Annotated in this window: 11 protein-coding genes and 1 tRNA gene; 9 read left to right on the forward strand and 3 right to left on the reverse strand. The window is 63.4% G+C overall.

Translation table 11 applies throughout. The features are described from left to right. Positions 1 to 76: 76 nt before the first annotated feature. Positions 77 to 901 carry an alpha/beta hydrolase family protein gene (locus tag HMPREF1484_RS03595; protein WP_040386795.1) on the forward strand — a complete coding sequence of 275 codons (825 nt, stop codon included), beginning with the start codon at positions 77 to 79 and terminating at the stop codon, positions 899 to 901. On the opposite strand, the gene HMPREF1484_RS10855 is transcribed toward HMPREF1484_RS03595, so the two are convergent. Further along, positions 898 to 1,401, reverse strand: coding sequence for a hypothetical protein (locus tag HMPREF1484_RS10855; RefSeq protein ID WP_016663669.1), 504 nt, complete (start codon positions 1,399 to 1,401; stop codon positions 898 to 900). The two genes, HMPREF1484_RS03595 and HMPREF1484_RS10855, sit on opposite strands and share 4 nt — an antisense overlap. After that, positions 1,398 to 2,399 carry a LysR family transcriptional regulator gene (locus HMPREF1484_RS03605; RefSeq protein ID WP_040386425.1) on the reverse strand — a complete coding sequence of 334 codons (1,002 nt, stop codon included), beginning with the start codon at positions 2,397 to 2,399 and terminating at the stop codon, positions 1,398 to 1,400. The genes HMPREF1484_RS10855 and HMPREF1484_RS03605 overlap by 4 nt, the downstream gene beginning before the upstream one ends. A gap of 95 nt (positions 2,400 to 2,494) precedes the next feature. On the opposite strand from HMPREF1484_RS03605, the gene manA reads away from it, so the two are divergent. Further along, on the forward strand, positions 2,495 to 3,703 hold the full coding sequence (gene manA / locus HMPREF1484_RS03610) for a mannose-6-phosphate isomerase, class I (protein ID WP_016663671.1): 1,209 nt from the start codon (positions 2,495 to 2,497) through the stop codon (positions 3,701 to 3,703). An 18-nt stretch (positions 3,704 to 3,721) separates the two neighbouring features. Here the strand turns inward: manA and HMPREF1484_RS03615 are convergent, their stop codons facing one another. Further along, positions 3,722 to 5,104, reverse strand: a complete 1,383-nt coding sequence (locus HMPREF1484_RS03615) for an MATE family efflux transporter (RefSeq protein ID WP_016663672.1) — start codon at positions 5,102 to 5,104, stop codon at positions 3,722 to 3,724. A gap of 120 nt (positions 5,105 to 5,224) precedes the next feature. On the opposite strand from HMPREF1484_RS03615, the gene HMPREF1484_RS03620 reads away from it, so the two are divergent. From HMPREF1484_RS03620 to HMPREF1484_RS03655, 7 genes are all read left to right on the forward strand, one after another. Beyond that, a tRNA-Ala gene (locus HMPREF1484_RS03620) sits at positions 5,225 to 5,297 on the forward strand. A gap of 22 nt (positions 5,298 to 5,319) precedes the next feature. Then, positions 5,320 to 6,420 carry a hypothetical protein gene (locus HMPREF1484_RS11505; protein ID WP_156979622.1) on the forward strand — a complete coding sequence of 367 codons (1,101 nt, stop codon included), beginning with the start codon at positions 5,320 to 5,322 and terminating at the stop codon, positions 6,418 to 6,420. Positions 6,421 to 6,597: 177 nt separating this feature from the next. After that, on the forward strand, positions 6,598 to 8,163 hold the full coding sequence (locus HMPREF1484_RS03635) for a class I SAM-dependent DNA methyltransferase (RefSeq protein WP_016663673.1): 1,566 nt from the start codon (positions 6,598 to 6,600) through the stop codon (positions 8,161 to 8,163). Beyond that, a complete protein-coding gene (locus HMPREF1484_RS11190; protein WP_016663674.1) occupies positions 8,160 to 9,281 on the forward strand; it encodes a restriction endonuclease subunit S in 1,122 nt (373 codons plus the stop codon). Before HMPREF1484_RS03635 ends, HMPREF1484_RS11190 begins: the two co-directional genes overlap by 4 nt. After that, positions 9,278 to 10,012 carry a TIGR02391 family protein gene (locus HMPREF1484_RS03645; protein ID WP_016663675.1) on the forward strand — a complete coding sequence of 245 codons (735 nt, stop codon included), beginning with the start codon at positions 9,278 to 9,280 and terminating at the stop codon, positions 10,010 to 10,012. Before HMPREF1484_RS11190 ends, HMPREF1484_RS03645 begins: the two co-directional genes overlap by 4 nt. Next, positions 10,009 to 13,149 carry a type I restriction endonuclease subunit R gene (locus tag HMPREF1484_RS03650; RefSeq protein WP_016663676.1) on the forward strand — a complete coding sequence of 1,047 codons (3,141 nt, stop codon included), beginning with the start codon at positions 10,009 to 10,011 and terminating at the stop codon, positions 13,147 to 13,149. Before HMPREF1484_RS03645 ends, HMPREF1484_RS03650 begins: the two co-directional genes overlap by 4 nt. Further along, complete coding sequence (locus tag HMPREF1484_RS03655; protein WP_016663677.1) at positions 13,146 to 16,829, forward strand: hypothetical protein; 3,684 nt, start codon at positions 13,146 to 13,148, stop codon at positions 16,827 to 16,829. The genes HMPREF1484_RS03650 and HMPREF1484_RS03655 overlap by 4 nt, the downstream gene beginning before the upstream one ends. Positions 16,830 to 16,850 lie beyond the last annotated feature (21 nt).

Genomic DNA, 16,850 nt, shown 5'->3' on the forward strand with positions numbered 1-16,850 from the left:
CCCTTGATGTTCAAGACTAGCGCCCCTAGTCAAATGTGGATGGGTGTGAGTGTGGAGCGGCGACTACGCTGGAGCCATGATTCACACACGCATGGATTTCCACTCGCCCGCCCTCGGCATGGGCACGAGCGCCGTTGTGCTCTACCCGCAGCAGACCGACGGCCAGATCGGCATGGCGGGAGGGATCGACCTCGACGACAACGGCGAGCCGCACGTTCGGGTCCTGTACCTCCTGCACGGTCTGAGCGATGACTGCACAGGTTGGACGCGCCGCACGAGCATCGAGCGCTACGCCTCCGCGAAGGGGATCTGCGTGGTCATGCCCGAGGTGCGCCGTTCGTTCTATGCCGACGAAGTGCTCGGCGAAAAATACTGGACGTACGTGAGCGAGGAGCTTCCCGCCCTCATCAACCAGACCTTCCGCGTCTCGACGGCCCGCGAGGACACGTTCGTTGCCGGCCTCTCAATGGGAGGCTTCGGCGCGATGAAACTCGCACTCAACCAGCCCGAACGCTTCGCTGCGGCAGGCTCATTCTCGGGCGCGCTCGCGGTCGCCCAGCGCGACTACACCGAGTTCGGGCATGCGATGCCCGCGCGCGTGTGGGGGCAGGGCCTCACGCCCGAGGCGGGCAGCGTGTACGAGCCGTTCTTCGAGGGCGTCGAGCAGGGGAAGTTCCCCGCCATCGATGACGTGAATGCGCTTGCGCGCGCTGCCGAGCCGGGATCGCTCCCGCGGCTCTGGATCGGGTGTGGGACGGAGGATTTCCTGCTCGAAGAGACGCGCACGTTCGTGCGCACGCTCGAGGAGCGCGGCCACGCTCACGAGGTGACGTACACGCCCGGCGCCCACGAATGGGCGGTGTGGGACGAGTACGTGCGCCGCTTCCTCGACTGGATCTAGCGCGGGGGCTCTTCGCCGGATTCGTTCGTGCCCGCGGCGGGTGTGCTCTCAAGGGCGTCGAACACTTGGCCCGAGGTCGCACCCTCAAGGATCGTCTCGCCCACGATAGCGATGGGCAGCGCCGCGAAACCGCCGTGCTGCTGCGCGAACGCCCACGCCTCGGTGTCCTGGTGGAAGTTCACCCAGGTCGTGCGGGGGTCGGTTGGCTGAAGGCCGATCTGGATTTGAGCACTGTGCCGGCTGACCGGTGACCACACGATGATTGCGTGATCCGGGGCGCGGCGTTGCAGCGCCTCGAGCCACGGCGTGTGTTGGCCTTTGCGAACGGGGGAGACCCACCACGCGAAGAAGAGCGTCGGCACGAGGATGATCGTCATCGTGATCCACCACCCGTAGTACGCGCAGATCGCCGCGGCAATGGCCCCCACGAGGAGGAACATGAATGTGCGGGCCCACAGGCGGATCGCGGATGGGCCGTGCGGGCGATTGCGAGTGGTCATTGTTCGGCTCCTTCCCGCGCACTGGCCTCGATGTCGGCGAGCGCCTCGAGTTCACTGAGATCGCCCGTATCAAGGTGGACGTGGGCGTGGGTGAGCGTGCAGCCGTGGGCGTTCGCGTTGTGCCGGAGGGTGTTGACGAACGCTGCGATCGCGGGAATCTTGAGGGCGCCGGGCCGGTTCACGATTCCGATCACGCGATTGTCGAGTTCGGTGACTTCTTTGATGACGACCGTGTCGTTGGGGTAGGCCTCAAGGGCGATTTCGGGGAGGAGCGCAATGACGCCCGTGCCGTGCCCCACGAGGCGCTGGGCAACCGTCGAATCGTCCGTGCAGTACCGAATGTTTGGCGTGAAGCCCGCGACCTGCGCGTGGTGGCGGAGGTTCGCGCTGCAGCGATCGCATCCTGCAACCCACGCCTCGTTCTTGAGGTCCCTCATCGAGATGTCATCGCGCGAAGCGAGGGGATGATCTCGCGGCAGGATGAGGCGCACGGGATCGGCGAGTATGGGCGTCCACTCGAGTGACTCGTTTTCGTCAGCCGGGGTTTGCGCGTAGCGGAAGATCATTGCCACGTCGAAGTTATTGCCGCGCACCCCTTCGAGCGCCTCTGGCGGCTCGCATTCGGTGAAGCCGAGCTCGATGCCGGGGTAGTCCTTGTCCATGCGGGCGAGGGTTGGCGGTAGCAGCATGGCGGCGGCCGAGGGGAAGGCCGCGCAGCGCACGAGCCCCTTCTTCAGGGCGGCGAGGTCGTTCATTTCAGTCTCCGCTGCCTCGAGGTTCGCCGCGATAGCGGCGGCGTGCACGGCGAGACGTGCCCCAGCCTCGGTGGGGGTCACGCCACCCGAACCGCGCACGACGAGCTGCATGCCCGTGTCCTTTTCGAGGGCCGCGATGTGCTGTGAGACCGCGGGTTGAGTCCAGCCGAGCTCACGCGCCGCAGCACCAATCGAGCCTTTGGTGACCACCCTGTTGAAGATCACGAGTCTGCGAGGATCCATGCCTGCAAGTCTACAGGCGCCCAAAGGGATCCTTATGGGGTGGGGGATATGTTTAGGATTGATTCTCGTAACACCTTGGCGGCGGAAGGCAGAGGATGCGGCGAATTAACGGCCATCGCCAGCGCTACGCGTGGGGCTCGCCTACAGTTCTGCCACAGTTCCTTCGAACGGTAGCCGACGGCGAGCCGTGGGCCGAACTGTGGTTCGGTGCCCACCCGCTCGCTCCCGCCACCGTGGCCCCGAGCAATCTCGCGCTCAACGAAGCGGTCAGCGCCGACCCCGAAGGGATGCTTGGCGATTCCGTCGCGCGTGCGTTTGATGGCGCACTGCCGTACCTGATGAAACTCATCGCGCCCGCGGAGCCTCTCTCACTCCAGGTGCACCCCACGCGAGAGCATGCGCGCGAATGCTTCGCAGCGGAGAACGCCGCGGGCCTCCCGCTGGACTCTCCCGAGCGCAACTACCGCGATGCGAACCACAAACCAGAAATGGTCCTCGCCCTCGAACCCTTCGAGGCGCTGTGCGGATTCCGCACCCCGCGCAAGGCCGCCTCGATCCTCGAGGGGCTCGAGGCACCGCTCGCGAAACGCATGCTCGACCTCCTGGTTGCGCAGCCGAGCGCGCACGGGATGCGCGCGGCTTTTCGCATGCTCGTCGCCCCTGCCATGCGCCCGGAGCCGTCCGAAATCACGGTGCTTGCCAACGAATGCGCGGCGCGGCTCGAGTCGCACCGCTCGCCTTCCCCCCGCATTGACCGGGCCGTGGCGCTGCTCAACGAGAAATACCCCGGCGATCCCGGCGTTGCCGCAACGCTCCTGCTCAACCCCGTGTCGCTCAAACCGGGCGAAGCGATGTTTGTTCCCGCAGGCGCTCTGCATTCGTATCTGAGTGGCTTCGCGGTCGAAATCATGGCCTCAAGCGACAACGTGTTGCGCGCCGGCATCACCCCCAAGAAGGTCGACGCCGACGAGCTCCTCCAGTGCGTCTCCGTGACCGCAGCCCCGCCGATCCGCATCGCACCCGAACGCCTGAGCGACGCCACGAGCGCCTACTTCGCCCCGATCGATGACTTCGAGCTCTCGACGTTCACGAGCGAGACGGGCGGGGCGAACGCGGACGCGGCGGCTCGCACGCTCGTGGGCACTGGCCCGCGCATCGTGTTGTGCATCGAGGGTCCGCTCACCCTCGAAACGTCGGCGGGAGTGGACACACTCGAGCGGGGCGAGGCCGTCTTTATCGCCGCAGCCGAAGGCCCGCTCACGGTGCGTGGGCACGGCCGGCTCGTGCAGGCAAGCGTCCCGTAGGTCAGTTCCGACGCTCGCCTACGCCTCGGCGCTCTCGTGTTCTTCGAGGTGCATCCACGCGTCACTTCGGCCGCGCCACCAGAGCGTCGCGGCGCGCGAGGCCAGGAACACAAAGGTGAAGATCGCCCACAGGAGCGCCAGTGCGAACGGGGAATCGGCGGGAAGCAGGCCGGCGTCGGACACCCACCACAGCCCGAGGGCGAACGGGAGATACGCACCCATCGTGACGAGCCCTGCGAGCCCGAGATAGCGGGCGTCGCCTGCGCCCATGTACACCCCGTCGAGCACGAACACGTAGCCCGCTAGCGGCTGCGCGATCAGCAGTACGACGAGCGCCCACGTGAGCGAGCGCTGCACCGCGGGATCGGGCGTAAACACCTGGGGGAGCACGAACGACGCGAGAAGGAGCACGGCGGCGACGGCGAGCCCGCCGACGAAAGACCAGCGCACAAGCGTGCGCGTCACGGACTCGACGCTCTTGCGGTCGCCTGCCCCGAGGTGCTTGCCCGTGAGTGCTTGCGCCGCGATTGCGAGGGAGTCGAGGGCGAGCGCCGTGAGGGAGAAAACGGAGTTCATGAGCTGATGCGCGGCGAGCGTGACTTCGCCGAGCTTGATCGCGATGGCCGTGGCCGTGAGGAGCACGATGCGCATCGTCACGGAGCGGATGAAGAGCCACCGGCCCTCCCGCCACGCCGAGTTCACGCCCGAGAAGTTCGGGGCGAGGCTCACCGAGTGGCGTCGGGCCCCGCGCACGATAATCCCGATGTACCACAGCGCCATACCCCACTGGCAGATGAGCGTGCCGATCGCGGAGCCCGCGATGCCGAGGTTGAGGCCGAAAATGAGGGCCCAGTTGATGGGAACGTTGAGCGCTGCCCCCACGGCCGCGATGATGAGCGTTATGCGCGTGTCCTGAAGGCCGCGCACGAGGCCGAGAGCCGCCTGGATCATGAGCATCGCAGGGAGGCCCGCAGCGGAAATACGCAGGTAGGTGGCCGCCTCGTGCGCGACCTCCGCTCGCGGCCCGAAGAGACCGATCACGACGTCCGCCCCGAAGCCCAGCACGAGCGCGCACGCGAGCCCAATGAGGGAGGCGAGCCACGTGGCGTCGATGCCCTTCGTGAGGGCGCGGGCCATGTTCCCAGCGCCCACGGCCCGCGCGACCGCCGCGGTGGTGGAATACGCGAGAAAGATCGCGAGTCCCACGACGGTTGTGAGGATCGTCGAGGCGATCGAGAGGCCGGCGAGGGCAGCCGTGGACACGTGCCCCACGAACGCCGAGTCCACGAGAATAAAGAGTGGTTCAGCGACGAGTGCGCCGAGCGCAGGAATCGCGAGTGCGAGGATCGCGCGGGCATCGGTTCGGGGCTGAGGCGAATCGGTGGGGGCAGAAGAACTCACGGGACGATGCTAAGGGTCCGCGAGCTGCTCCCTCGAGGCGCGGGCGCGCCAAACGTGACGAGGAAGTCACCTCTTCGATTCGATGAGCGCTGCTTCGTGCGGTAAAGTGGATGCGGTTCAGGGGCTATAGCTCAGTTGGTAGAGCGTTTCGTTCGCAATGAAAAGGTCAGGGGTTCGATTCCCCTTAGCTCCACGTAAGATGAGAAAATCGAAACTTGCCCCGCCTGATGGCGGGGCAGTTTTGTTTCTGCGGCGACGTGCGCCGGGGCGTCGATGCTGGTGTGGGCGAGGACGCTGGCTGTGGTCTGCTCGGGAGTGTAGGTGGCGTTCTCTTCGTCGTCGATGGTGATGCGGGTGAACAGGGCGCGATTGAGGATGCGTCGTTCGGCTGGTTCGCACTTGTTGTAGAGGTCGTCGAGGTCGACCAGGAGTTCAGTGAGCTGGTCCAAGCCTGTTCGGGCCTCAGCGTAGGTGTCGGTGAGGTTGTCGAGCCGGGTGGTGATCTGGTCGAGGCTGGCGCGGATGCGGTCTTGTTCGCTTTTGAGGAGGTCGAGGGGGATCGCGTCGGCGTAGTGAGCTTGGACGAGTTTGAGGCGTTCGGCTTCGAGTTTGTCGCGCTGGGCGGTCAGGCGCTTGCGTTCGTCCTCGCTGGATCCTTCGAGCTGGTCGAACACGTCGTTGAGGACCTTCCGGACGTGCTCAGCCTGGGTCTGGGGCAGGGAGTTGCGCTGGTAGGTGCGTTCGACCATGACCTTGGCTCCGCAGGCGCAGTACAGCGTGTCTTTGAGGTGGTGGTCGTACTTCTGGGGTCGTTCGCCGCGGGTGTTGTTGGCGTCGAGGTTGGTTTGGACACGGAATACCCGTCCTGGGACGAGAAGCTGAACCGGGTGCTGCAGTCGTGGCGTGACAGTGCAGCCCATCAGGCTCGCCGTCCGGTGTTCGCGGACGACCGTCCGTGTGAAGACTGCCGCCGTGATTCGTACGTCATCATCGCCCAGCTGGAGGACGACTCCACTGCGCATTGGTGGCCGCACTGGATGCAGCACACCCTCCAGGAGCACCTGATCGACGTGTGCGGTGAGCTGTCCGAAGCACTCGTTTTCCGGCCCTACGCCGGAGCGACGATCGCTGCGTTCCTCGACGGCGCCGGGCTCCGACCAAGTCATACGTGGGATGAGGCGACGCGGCAGGCCGTGCAGATCGTGACTGACCAGGCCGTGCTCGTTGACCTGTGGCTGCGCTACCGGATGGCGACGCTAGCGCCGTGGCCGAAAGGGGTGCGGCGGGCAGCTCTTCACGAAAATCGCCGGTCATGAGATACTTGGCGTAGATCGTGACACTCGGTTGAGCCCGTCCGGCTCCCCGTCGCGAGACTCCTCTCGGCACCGCATCCGGCGCGGCACCTTAGCGGTGTCAGTGGCCGTCGGTAGCGTAGGACACGCCCCGAGAGCACAACTTAAGAGGCGCCCTGCGGCGCAGAGGAGACCCACAGCATGGCACGCGCCGCGAAGCCGAAACCGACGAAGACACTCGAGCAGACCCTCTGGGAGGCTGCCGACAAGCTGCGCGGCAACCAGGAGCCGAGTGAGTACAAGCACGTCGTGCTGGGCCTGGTGTTCCTCAAGTACATCTCTGACCGTTTCGAAGAGCGACGGGCAACGCTCGAGGCCGAGCTCGCCGCGGAGGGCATCAAGCCGGAGCGGTTACCGGACTTCCTCGAAGACCGCGACGAGTACACCAGCCACAACGTGTTCTGGGTGCCGGAGCTCGCTCGCTGGGGCCACATCCAGTCCGTGGCGAAGCAGCCTGAGGTCGGTCAGCAGATCGACCAGGCGATGGATCTCATCGAGAAGGAGAACCCGTCGCTTCGGGGTGTGCTGCCCCGTAACTATGGTCGTGATGGCCTCGACAAGCGGCGCCTCGGCGAACTGGTCGATCTCATCGGGTCGATCGGCTTCAAGGAGGCCGACGACCACGGCGCTGATGACGTGCTCGGGCGCGTGTACGAGTACTTCCTGGGTCAGTTCGCAGGCAAAGAGACCGGCAAGGACGCGGGAGCGTTCTACACCCCGCGCTCCGTCGTCCGCACGCTCGTGGAGATGCTGGAGCCGTATAAGGGTCGCGTCTACGATCCGGCGGCAGGCTCGGGCGGCATGTTCGTGCAGTCAGCTGAGTTCGTGAAAGCCCACGGAGGCAAACGCACCGACATCTCTGTGTATGGCCAGGAGTTCACCGACACAACGTGGAAGCTCGCAAAGATGAACCTCGCACTGCGAGGCATCGAAGCCGACATGGGATCGCACTCTGCGGACTCGTTCACCGAGGATCTTCACAAGGATCTCCGCGCCGACTACGTGATCGCGAACCCGCCGTTCAACGTCTCTGACTGGTGGGATGCGAAACTCGGTGATGACCCGCGCTGGAAGTACGGCACGCCGCCGCCGGGGAACGCAAACTTCGCGTGGGTGCAGCACTTCATCCACCACCTGAGCCCTCGGGGCACGGCGGGCTTCGTGCTCGCGAACGGATCGCTGTCATCGAAGGCGGGCGGCGAGGGTGAGATCCGCCGCAAGCTCGTCGAGGCTGACCTGGTCGACTGCATCGTGGCGATGCCCGACAAGCTGTTCTTCAACACCGGTATCCCCGTCTCGCTCTGGTTCGTCTCGAAGGCCCGGCACGGTAACGGCCACCGCGAGCGTCGCGGCGAGGTGCTGTTCATTGATGCCCGCAAGCTCGGCACGATGGAGTCTCGCCGTCTGCGTGTGCTGACGGACGACGACATCGCGAAGATCGCCGGCGCCTACCACGCCTGGCGCAACCACGATGGCGGCTACGAGGACGTGCCGGGCTTCGCGAAGGGCGCCTCGCTAGAAGAGATCGCCGAGCACGGCTTCGTGCTCACCCCAGGACGCTACGTCGGCGCGGCCGAGGCCGAGGCAGACGACGAACCGATCGACGAGAAGATCGAGCGCCTCACGAATGAGCTGTTCGTCGAGTTCGAGCGCGGACGGGAACTCGAGGACGAGATCCGTCGGCGACTGGAGACGTTGGAGTCATGACGCAGATTATCCATCGCCCTATCGGTGAACTAACGGTAAATCTTGATCGGAAGCGCATCCCAGTCAAAGCTGCGGACAGGCGCCACGGCCCGTACCCCTATTACGGGGCCAGCGGAGTCGTAGACCACGTTGATGACTACCTATTCGAAGGCCTTCACCTACTGGTTGCCGAAGACGGCGAAAATCTTCGCAGCCGCAATACGGCTATTGCGTTCTTGGCTGATGGACGCTTCTGGGTAAATAACCACGCGCACGTACTCCAAGGTAACCGCGACAACGACACTAGATATTTGTCCTATGCGCTCGAGGCTATGGATATCTCTGGTTATGTGACCGGATCCGCGCAGCCCAAGTTGAGTCAAGCGGCGCTGGCAGTGATTAAAGTTCCAGCACCTCCGTTGGAAGTGCAGCGTGCCATTGCCGCGACGCTCGGCGCGCTCGACGACAAGATCGAGTCGAACCGGCGGGTAGTCGTATCGATATCCGAGCTGCTCGATGCGCAATCAGAGAAGTCCGGAGCAGATCTCCCGACTGTTCCACTCGGAGTTATCGCAACGTCCGTCAAGGACACAGTGAATCCGTCCAAACTTGGCGACGCGGTAGTCGACCATTTCAGCCTTCCCGCGTTCGACGCCGGGGCTCGGCCTGAACGCGTTGCTGCAGCGACAATCAAGAGCAACAAGCTCAAGGTGCCGCGGAGTGCGGTTCTCCTCTCGCGACTCAATCCGCGCTTCAACCGCACTTGGTGGGCTTCCGCTGGGGCTGAGGCGTCGGCACTTGCATCGACTGAGTTTCTCGTATTGGCGTCCGAGGATGACCTGGAGTTGGCGGGCGTGTGGCTGGCGGTGCGAGATCCGTTCTTCCGCGAAGAACTACCGAAGCGTGTGACGGGCACGTCGGGCAGCCATCAGAGAGTGAGGCCCGATGACGTGCTCACGATCGAAGTTCCTGATTTCAGAAGTGCCGCACCGGAAGTGAAGCAGTCGGCGCTCGCGTTGCTGATGCGCGTCGAGAGCTTGCGCGTCGAGTCGGATCGTCTGACGGCGCTCCGCAACGCGCTTCTTCCCGAACTGCTCTCTGGTCGCATGCGTGTCCCAACTGAGGGAGCCGCAGCATGACCGGGCTGAACGTTGAGTGGGCTCTGGAGCAGCTGGATGACTTCATACGGGCTACCACCGTGCATCACGTGCCGCCGCCGAGCGGAGTCATAAGCGCCGGGAGCTATCGGACGGCGGACTCGGAAGAGGAAGTAGTCAAGCGAGCTCAGGTCGCTGAGCAGATCCTTGATCGGGTGCTTCCCAACTGGCGTTCCCTTGAGGTCAGCACAAGCCGGAAGAAGTGGGCACTGCACCATGAGGCTTCGCTTCGTGCCCGCGAGAACCTCCGTCGTCAGGAGGAGATCCGCAAGAACCTTGGCGATGACGCCCCGGAGCTGTCGGCTGCGAAGCTGCATCCGTGGGTCTGGGACGGCGCGTCCTCGTTGTGGCAGTCAGGGCACTTCCGTGAGGCTGTCGAGGGCGCGATTCGCAAGCTGAATGCGGAGACGCAGAACAAGCTCGGTCGTCGTGATGTGAGCGAGACAGATCTCTTCAACCAGGCATTCAGCGAGCAGGCACCTGCGGCGGGTAAACCACGTCTCTACAGGATGAAGAACGATGGCAGCAGCACGTCCAAGTCAGTGCAGCGCGGCGCTCGGACGTTTGCTGAGGGTGTTTTCGCTGGTATCCGTAACCCGCTTGCGCATGAGGCTGACCAGGAGATGCCAGAGCAGGAAGCGCTGGAGTACTTGGCGGCGCTCAGTGTGCTGGCGCGCTGGGTGGATGAATCGACGTTGGAGGTTGCATCGTGAGCGCGTTCAACGAGAACACCGTCGAGCTGGCTGCGTTGGAGTACTTCGCGGAGCTGGGCTACCGCACCCTGCACGGTCCGGACATCGCTCCTGGCGAGCCGGGCGCGGAGCGGGACTCCTATGAGGAGGTGTTCCTCTGGGGGCGGCTGCGTGATGCGATCAGGCGGATCAATCCCGGGACTTCCCCTGCCCTCGTCGACGAAGCGATCAAGCGGGTGCGGCGTGCAGAGTCGCAGAGCCCGATCGATGAGAACTACCGCCTGCACCAGCTCATCGCGGAGGGCGTGCCTGTTGAGCATCGGGATGCCGACGGCGCGCTGCGCACGACCAGGTTGTGGCTGGTCGACTTCGAGCAGCCAGAGAACAACGACTGGGTAGCGATCAACCAGTTCACGATCGCCGAGAACGGCAAGAACCGCCGGCCTGACGTGCTGGTGCTCGTCAACGGCATCCCGTTGGCACTGCTGGAGCTGAAGAACCCGGCTGCCGAGCACGCCACGTTGAAATCGGCGTGGAACCAGGTGCAGACGTACCGGCAGGACATCCCGTCCGTGTTCGTGCCGAACGCGGTCACCGTGATCTCCGACGGCACGTCGGCGGCGATGAGCAGCTACGCCGGGGCATTCGAGCACTATGCGCCGTGGAAGACGATCGAGGGCCGCGAGGTCGTGAACGACCGCCCTGCCCTTGAGGTGCTGATCAAGGGGGTGTTCGAGCCGAAGCGGTTCCTTGATCTGTTGCAGAACTTCATCGTATTCAGCGACGAGACCACCACGGACAAGGCCACTGGGCAGCCGACGCGGGTGCTGGTGAAGCGGGTGGCGAAGTACCACCAGTACTGGGCGGTGAACGCTGCTGTCGAGTCGACCGTGCAGGCGTCTCGGCCTGATGGTGATCGTCGTGGTGGTGTGGTCTGGCACACCCAGGGGTCGGGCAAGAGCTTCGAGATGGTGTTCTACGCCGCGAAGATCATGCGCGATCCCCGGATGGCGAATCCGACGCTGGTGTTCATTACCGATCGCAACGACTTGGACGATCAGCTGTTCGGGGAGACGTTCGCCCCTGCTCGTATCCTTCCGGAGACCCCAGTACAGGCCGCGACTCGTACCGATCTGCGGACGAAGTTGAAGCGCGCGTCGGGCGGCATCGTCTTTACGACGCTGCAGAAGTTCGCCCCCGGTGAGGATGGCGATGCCAACCTAGTGCTGACGGATCGTCGCAACGTGGTGGTTGTGGCGGACGAGGCGCATCGCAGCCAGTACGGCTTCGGAGAGACGCTGGATCGTCACGGACGCTTGCGCTCGGGCTTGGCGAAGCACATGCGAGATGCTTTGCCGGGTGCTACCTACCTCGGCTTCACCGGTACACCGATCGAATCGAACGACAAGTCCACCCGCTCGGTGTTCGGTGACTACATCGACGTCTACGACCTCACTCGCGCGGTCGAGGACGGCGCGACCGTCAAGATCTTCTACGAATCGCGTCTGGCGAAGATCGATCTGTCCGACGATGACCTCGCCGCGCTCGACGAACTGGCGGACGAGATCACCGAGACCGTCGAAGAGGACGCCGCCACGGCAGCGAAGTCCCGCTGGTCGCGCCTGGAAGCCATCGTCGGTGCTGACTCGCGGCTCGACCTCATTGCTCGGGACATCGTCGAGCACTGGGAGAAACGACGCGAGGCGCTGTTCGGTAAGGGCATGATCGTCACGATGAGCCGCCGGATCGCGGTGCGGCTCTACGAGAAGATCATCGCACTTCGCCCCGACTGGCATTCTGATGACCCGGCCAAGGGCAAGATCAAGGTCGTCATGACCGGCTCAGCAGCGGACCCAGCCGAGTTCCAGCCGCACATCCACTCCAAGGACGTCCGCAAAGACCTCAAGCTCCGGGCGAAGAACCCCGACGACGAACTTGAACTGGTGATCGTCCGTGACATGTGGCTGACCGGCTTCGATGCGCCCAGCATGCACACGATGTACGTCGACAAGACCATGCAGGGTGCAGGGCTCATGCAGGCCATCGCCCGCGTCAACCGTACCTTCCGGGACAAGCCCGGCGGCCTCATCGTCGACTACATCGGCGTGTTCTCGAACCTCCAGGCGGCCCTCCAGGAGTACTCACCCTCCGACCGTGACCAGGCAGGCGTACCGATCGACGACATGGTCGCCGTCATGTTGGAGAAGCATGACATCATCCGGGGGCTGCTGCACGGCGTCGATTACGATTCCTCGCCCTCGCTCACCGCCTCCCACCGCCTGACGGAGTACGCCAAGGTGCTCGACTTCGTCATGGCTGATCCCGACCGCACCAAGCGCTTCAACGACCAGGTGCTCGCACTGGCTAAGGCGTTCGCTCTGGCTGGAGCGCGCGACGAGGCGGCAGCGATCCGCAACGACGTGCGCCTGTTCACCGACGTGCGTGCCGCCATCTTGAAGATTCAGAACCCGGATTCTGGGCGTGGAGGCTCCGGCGCTGTCGAGATCGACACAGCACTAGGGCAGCTGCTCAACGAGGCCGTCGCTGCCGACCAGGTCGTCGACATCTACAAGCTCGCCGGCGTAGAGACGCCAGAGCTCTCGATTCTGAGCGATGAGTTCCTCGACTCCCTCGCGGAGAAGGACAAGCCCAGCCTCCAGATGGGGCTGCTGCGGCGCCTACTCAACGACCAGATCCGGACTGTGCAGCGCACCAACCTTGTGCAGGCACGGAAGTTCTCCGAACTGCTCGACGAGGCGATCAATCGGTACACGAACCGGTCGCTGACGACGGCGGAGATTATCGCGGAGCTGGTGAAGCTCGCTAAGCAGATGCGCGACGATGCCAAGCGCCAGGACGACCTCGGCCTGTCCGCTGCCGAGGTCGCTCTCTATGACGCCATTGCCCAGAATGATGCTGCCGTGCTGGAGATGGGCGATGCCACCCTGAAGAAGATCGCCGTCGACCTTGTCTGGGCCGTGCGCACCAGCGTCGTCATCGATTGGGATCAGAAGGAGAGCGTCCGCGCCTCGATGCGCTCGAAGGTGCGGCGTCTGCTCGCCAAATACGACTACCCGCCCGACGCTGAGGCAAAGGCGATCGAACTAGTGCTGGAGCAGGCGGAGCTGTTCGCTAAGGGGGAGGCATCGGAGGGATGAACCACGCCCCGAAGGAGCCGACCGAGAAGTCCAAGTGGAGCCTCATCCCACTCACCCCTGAGTATCTCGAAGCTGAGCACAGTGGCTACGTCTCGGCGCTTGGGGCTGCACTTCAAGACGATGAAATCCGTAACATCGCGCTGTCCGGAAACTACGGTGTCGGCAAGAGCAGCATCTTGCGGGAGCTCGGGAAGCGACTTGACGGCCGCGTTGTCGAGCTTTCGCTGTCGACCCTTGCCCCGATTGAAGCGTCCAAGTTAGACGAGTCGGTGCCGCTGCAGGCCATGACTCCGACGAACCGTATCCAGCAGGAGATCGTCAAGCAGCTGCTTTACCGGGAGGATCCGAGCAAGACGCCTGCGTCCAGATTTCGTCGAATCGAGCGCTTCCGGTGGTGGAGAGAGTTCGGCACGGCTGCACTGATCGGTCTGGCCGTTGCCGTCATTTTCTTGCTGACTGGCTGGACTGCGCAGATTTCAGCGACCTTCACGGCGCTGAACGACCTCGGCGTCTGGACGCATCTGATCGTTTGGGTCGTGGCAACGACTGCGGTGCTCCTGGTGCGCTGGCTGTTCTATGGGAAGATTCGCATCAAGCAGCTGTCCGCGGGCGCAGCGACTGTCACCCTCGATGACAACGCTGTGTCGTACTTCGACCAGTACCTCGACGAGATCGTCTACTTCTTCGACGTGTCGGATCGTGACGTCGTGATCTTCGAGGACATTGACCGCTTTAACGACTCACACATCTTTGAGACGCTGCGTGCGCTGAACACGTTGCTCAACGCCTCGCCTCAGATCGAGAAGCCGATCCGCTTCATCTACGCGATCAAGGACAGTATTTTCGACCGGATCGGGCTGGAGGCGGAAGGTCGTAAGCTCGAGACGGGCGTGCTGGCAATCGAGGATCCGGCGCAGGCTGAGGCGGTGCGTGCTAACCGCACCAAATTCTTTGATCTCGTGATTCCGGTGGTGCCGTTCATCACGCATCGCAGTGCACGGAACCTGGCGACTCGGTTGCTGGCCGAGATCGAGCACAAGGTGGAGCCGGAACTGCTCGATCTGGCTGCGCAGTACGTCCCTGATATGCGGCTGCTGAAGAACGTCCGCAACGAGTTCATCGTCTTCCGCGACCGAATCTTCTCAGGCGACGGCGAGCAACTCGACCTGAGCGAGACTGACTTGTTCGCGATGATGCTCTACAAGAGCACGCACCTCACGGACTTCGAGACGATCCGGCTCGGCAAGAGCAATCTGGACACCCTCTACAAGCTTAGTCGCGAGCTGGTAGCCGAGAACATCAAGCGGATGGAGGGCGAGCGTCGAGTGCTTCGACAACGGCTCGCGCGGATCAACGGAGCGGCAACTCGAAGCGCTCAGCTGGGAGATCGCCTCTTGGCGCACGTCCAACGGGTTGTGGCTGCTGCGGGGCACCAGCGACAGTATGCGACGGGTGTATTTGAGTGTCAGGGCGAATCCGTTGATGACCTCAAGAGCGTGCAGTTCTGGACGAGTTTCGTCGCGGCTGATGGCGACCCAGTGCTCCAGTGGAGCAACAATTACGGGCGCACGCTGTCATTCACTCGGAGTCACCTCGCGACGGAACTGGGTGATCCACTAGACCCGGACAGTTGGAGCGAGGCAGATCGGGATTCGCTGAACGAACAGATCGAGGACAGGGCCGAGGAGATCAAGTTCCTACGCGGTGCGGACATGGATGATCTGATCAAGCGCCCAGAGTTTCTAGTCATGTTCAAGGAACTCGACACGCCTGCGAGCGAAGGTACGTCTGAGACCTACAAGGAGACGGCGCAGTCGCTTGAGTACGTCGCCAAGGCACTGCTCAAGCCCGGCTTGGCCTATCAGCTTGTTCGGGCAGGACACATCAACCGCAACTTCACACTGTACACATCGACGTTCCACGGCGACCGCGTAAGCCCAGCGGCGACGAACTTCATCATCCACCACGCTGAGCGAGACCTGATGGATGCGCACTTTGAACTCGGCCCGGAGGATGTCGATGCCGTCGTGCGGGAATGTGGCAAGAGCGCACTGAAAGAACCAGCGCTCTACAATATCGCGATCCTTGATCGTCTCCTGGCAACCAACGTTGATGCAGCCGACATCATTATTCGCTCGCTGGTTGGCCTGGGAGAGAGTCAGACGCAGTTCCTGCAGGCGTACTTGACCGCCGGTGAGCAGCGCGCACAACTCGTCCAGCGGTTTGTGACAGTGTCGCCGAGAACGCTTCTCTACCTAGTGAACCAAGCGGAGCTGGACGACGCTTCGCAGCTAAAACTAGTAGACGTTGCATTGGCGAATCTGTCATCGTCAGCGCAGCGCGCGGACGCGCGGGTCGTCGATTATCTCCGAACGCACTACGCGGAGTTCTCCGTCCTCACGAACGACGGGATGTCCGCCCAGGCAGAGCGAGTTGGAGCGCTCTTCGCCGAGGCGAGTATCACGCTGCCTAGCCTGATGCCGCTCTCGGCAAGTGCCCGTTCGTCGTTCGTCTCGCGCAGTTTGTACGACATCACGCATGAGAACCTGACCCTCGCGATTGGCAATGACGAGACGGTTGCTCTCGACGTCATCCGAGCGGCGAACAAGACGGTCTATGACTACGTCCTCGAACATATCGATGCCTATCTGGGCGCGATCGAAGGCTCTTCCGCAGCGGTCGATACAGGTGAGCAGTTCATCGCAGTGCTCGAGGAACTACTCGAGCAAGGGACGCTTCGCCTAGCCGACGTGGTTGAGCGTGCCGCGCCAGGATGTCAGGTTGTCGATCTTGGCGCCATCTCCGAGGGAGCGTGGCCGGCGTTGGCTATGCATCAGCGGTTCCCTGCAACGTTCAACAACGTCAGCCGATACGTTGCTGCTCTTGGAGTCGATGCCCACCTCGCTCCGCTGCTGGCCGCAACAGGCACGCTCACCGAGACTGAGTCGGCCGACGAGGACGAGAAGACCACGTTGGCGATCACGATCCTTGCGGCGCGGGAGCAGCTGACAGCCGCAACACTGCGCGCGGACCTTGTTGCGAGCTTGAAGCTGGGCAGCCACCTCGAGATTGGGGAGATTGCTGCCGAGACGGGCGACTTGTTTGCGCTACTCCTCAAGCACGACATCATCTCGGACACCGCCGAGTCATACGCGTACCTTGCGGCGACTGATTGGCCAACGCGAAGGGCTTTCATCCGCGAGTCGGAGAAGTTCTCTCGCTACATGACGCCGGAGCTGGTGCAGCCGGATCTGGCGGCGCTTCTCGCCGACAATGAGATCGAGGACGCGATCAAGCGGGTGATCGTCGAGCAGTCTGAAGCATACGCCGAGGTCGCTGGGCAGCGAGGACTGAATGAACTGGCGCGCCTTGCTGTGAAGCACGGGCACACCATCCCGTCCGTCGTCGTGCAGAAGATGGCGCAGTGTGGCGCTTCTGCGCAGTACGTAGTACCCCTTCTCGAACCGCACCTTGGCGACCTTGCCCGCGCAGACCTCTTCGCGATCTTGCAGGCTCTGGGAGGCGACTATTCGAGGCTGACCACAGTGGGACGCACCGCCCTACACGTCGCGAACACCCCTGCAGACCGAGCGCTCCTTGAGAGCTTGAAACAGCATGGGACTGTCAGCTCGTATGACGCGGACGTGTCGCCTATCAAGGTGAACAGGAAGCACAAGTGATGGGCATCTGCAGGCAGCGAG

This window comes from Dermabacter sp. HFH0086 (genome assembly GCF_000413375.1).
Classification (GTDB): Bacteria; Actinomycetota; Actinomycetes; order Actinomycetales; family Dermabacteraceae; genus Dermabacter; species Dermabacter hominis.

Bases quoted from the DNA above. Each gene is read 5' to 3' on its own strand.
- HMPREF1484_RS03635 (WP_016663673.1), top strand. From the start codon at position 6,598: ATGGCACGCGCCGCGAAGCCGAAACCGACGAAGACACTCGAGCAGACC.
- manA (WP_016663671.1), top strand. From the start codon at position 2,495: ATGCGGCGAATTAACGGCCATCGCCAGCGCTACGCGTGGGGCTCGCCT.
- HMPREF1484_RS03645 (WP_016663675.1), top strand. From the start codon at position 9,278: ATGACCGGGCTGAACGTTGAGTGGGCTCTGGAGCAGCTGGATGACTTC.
- HMPREF1484_RS03595 (WP_040386795.1), top strand. From the start codon at position 77: ATGATTCACACACGCATGGATTTCCACTCGCCCGCCCTCGGCATGGGC.
- HMPREF1484_RS03605 (WP_040386425.1), bottom strand. From the start codon at position 2,399: ATGGATCCTCGCAGACTCGTGATCTTCAACAGGGTGGTCACCAAAGGC.
- HMPREF1484_RS11190 (WP_016663674.1), top strand. From the start codon at position 8,160: ATGACGCAGATTATCCATCGCCCTATCGGTGAACTAACGGTAAATCTT.
- HMPREF1484_RS03655 (WP_016663677.1), top strand. From the start codon at position 13,146: ATGAACCACGCCCCGAAGGAGCCGACCGAGAAGTCCAAGTGGAGCCTC.
- HMPREF1484_RS10855 (WP_016663669.1), bottom strand. From the start codon at position 1,401: ATGACCACTCGCAATCGCCCGCACGGCCCATCCGCGATCCGCCTGTGG.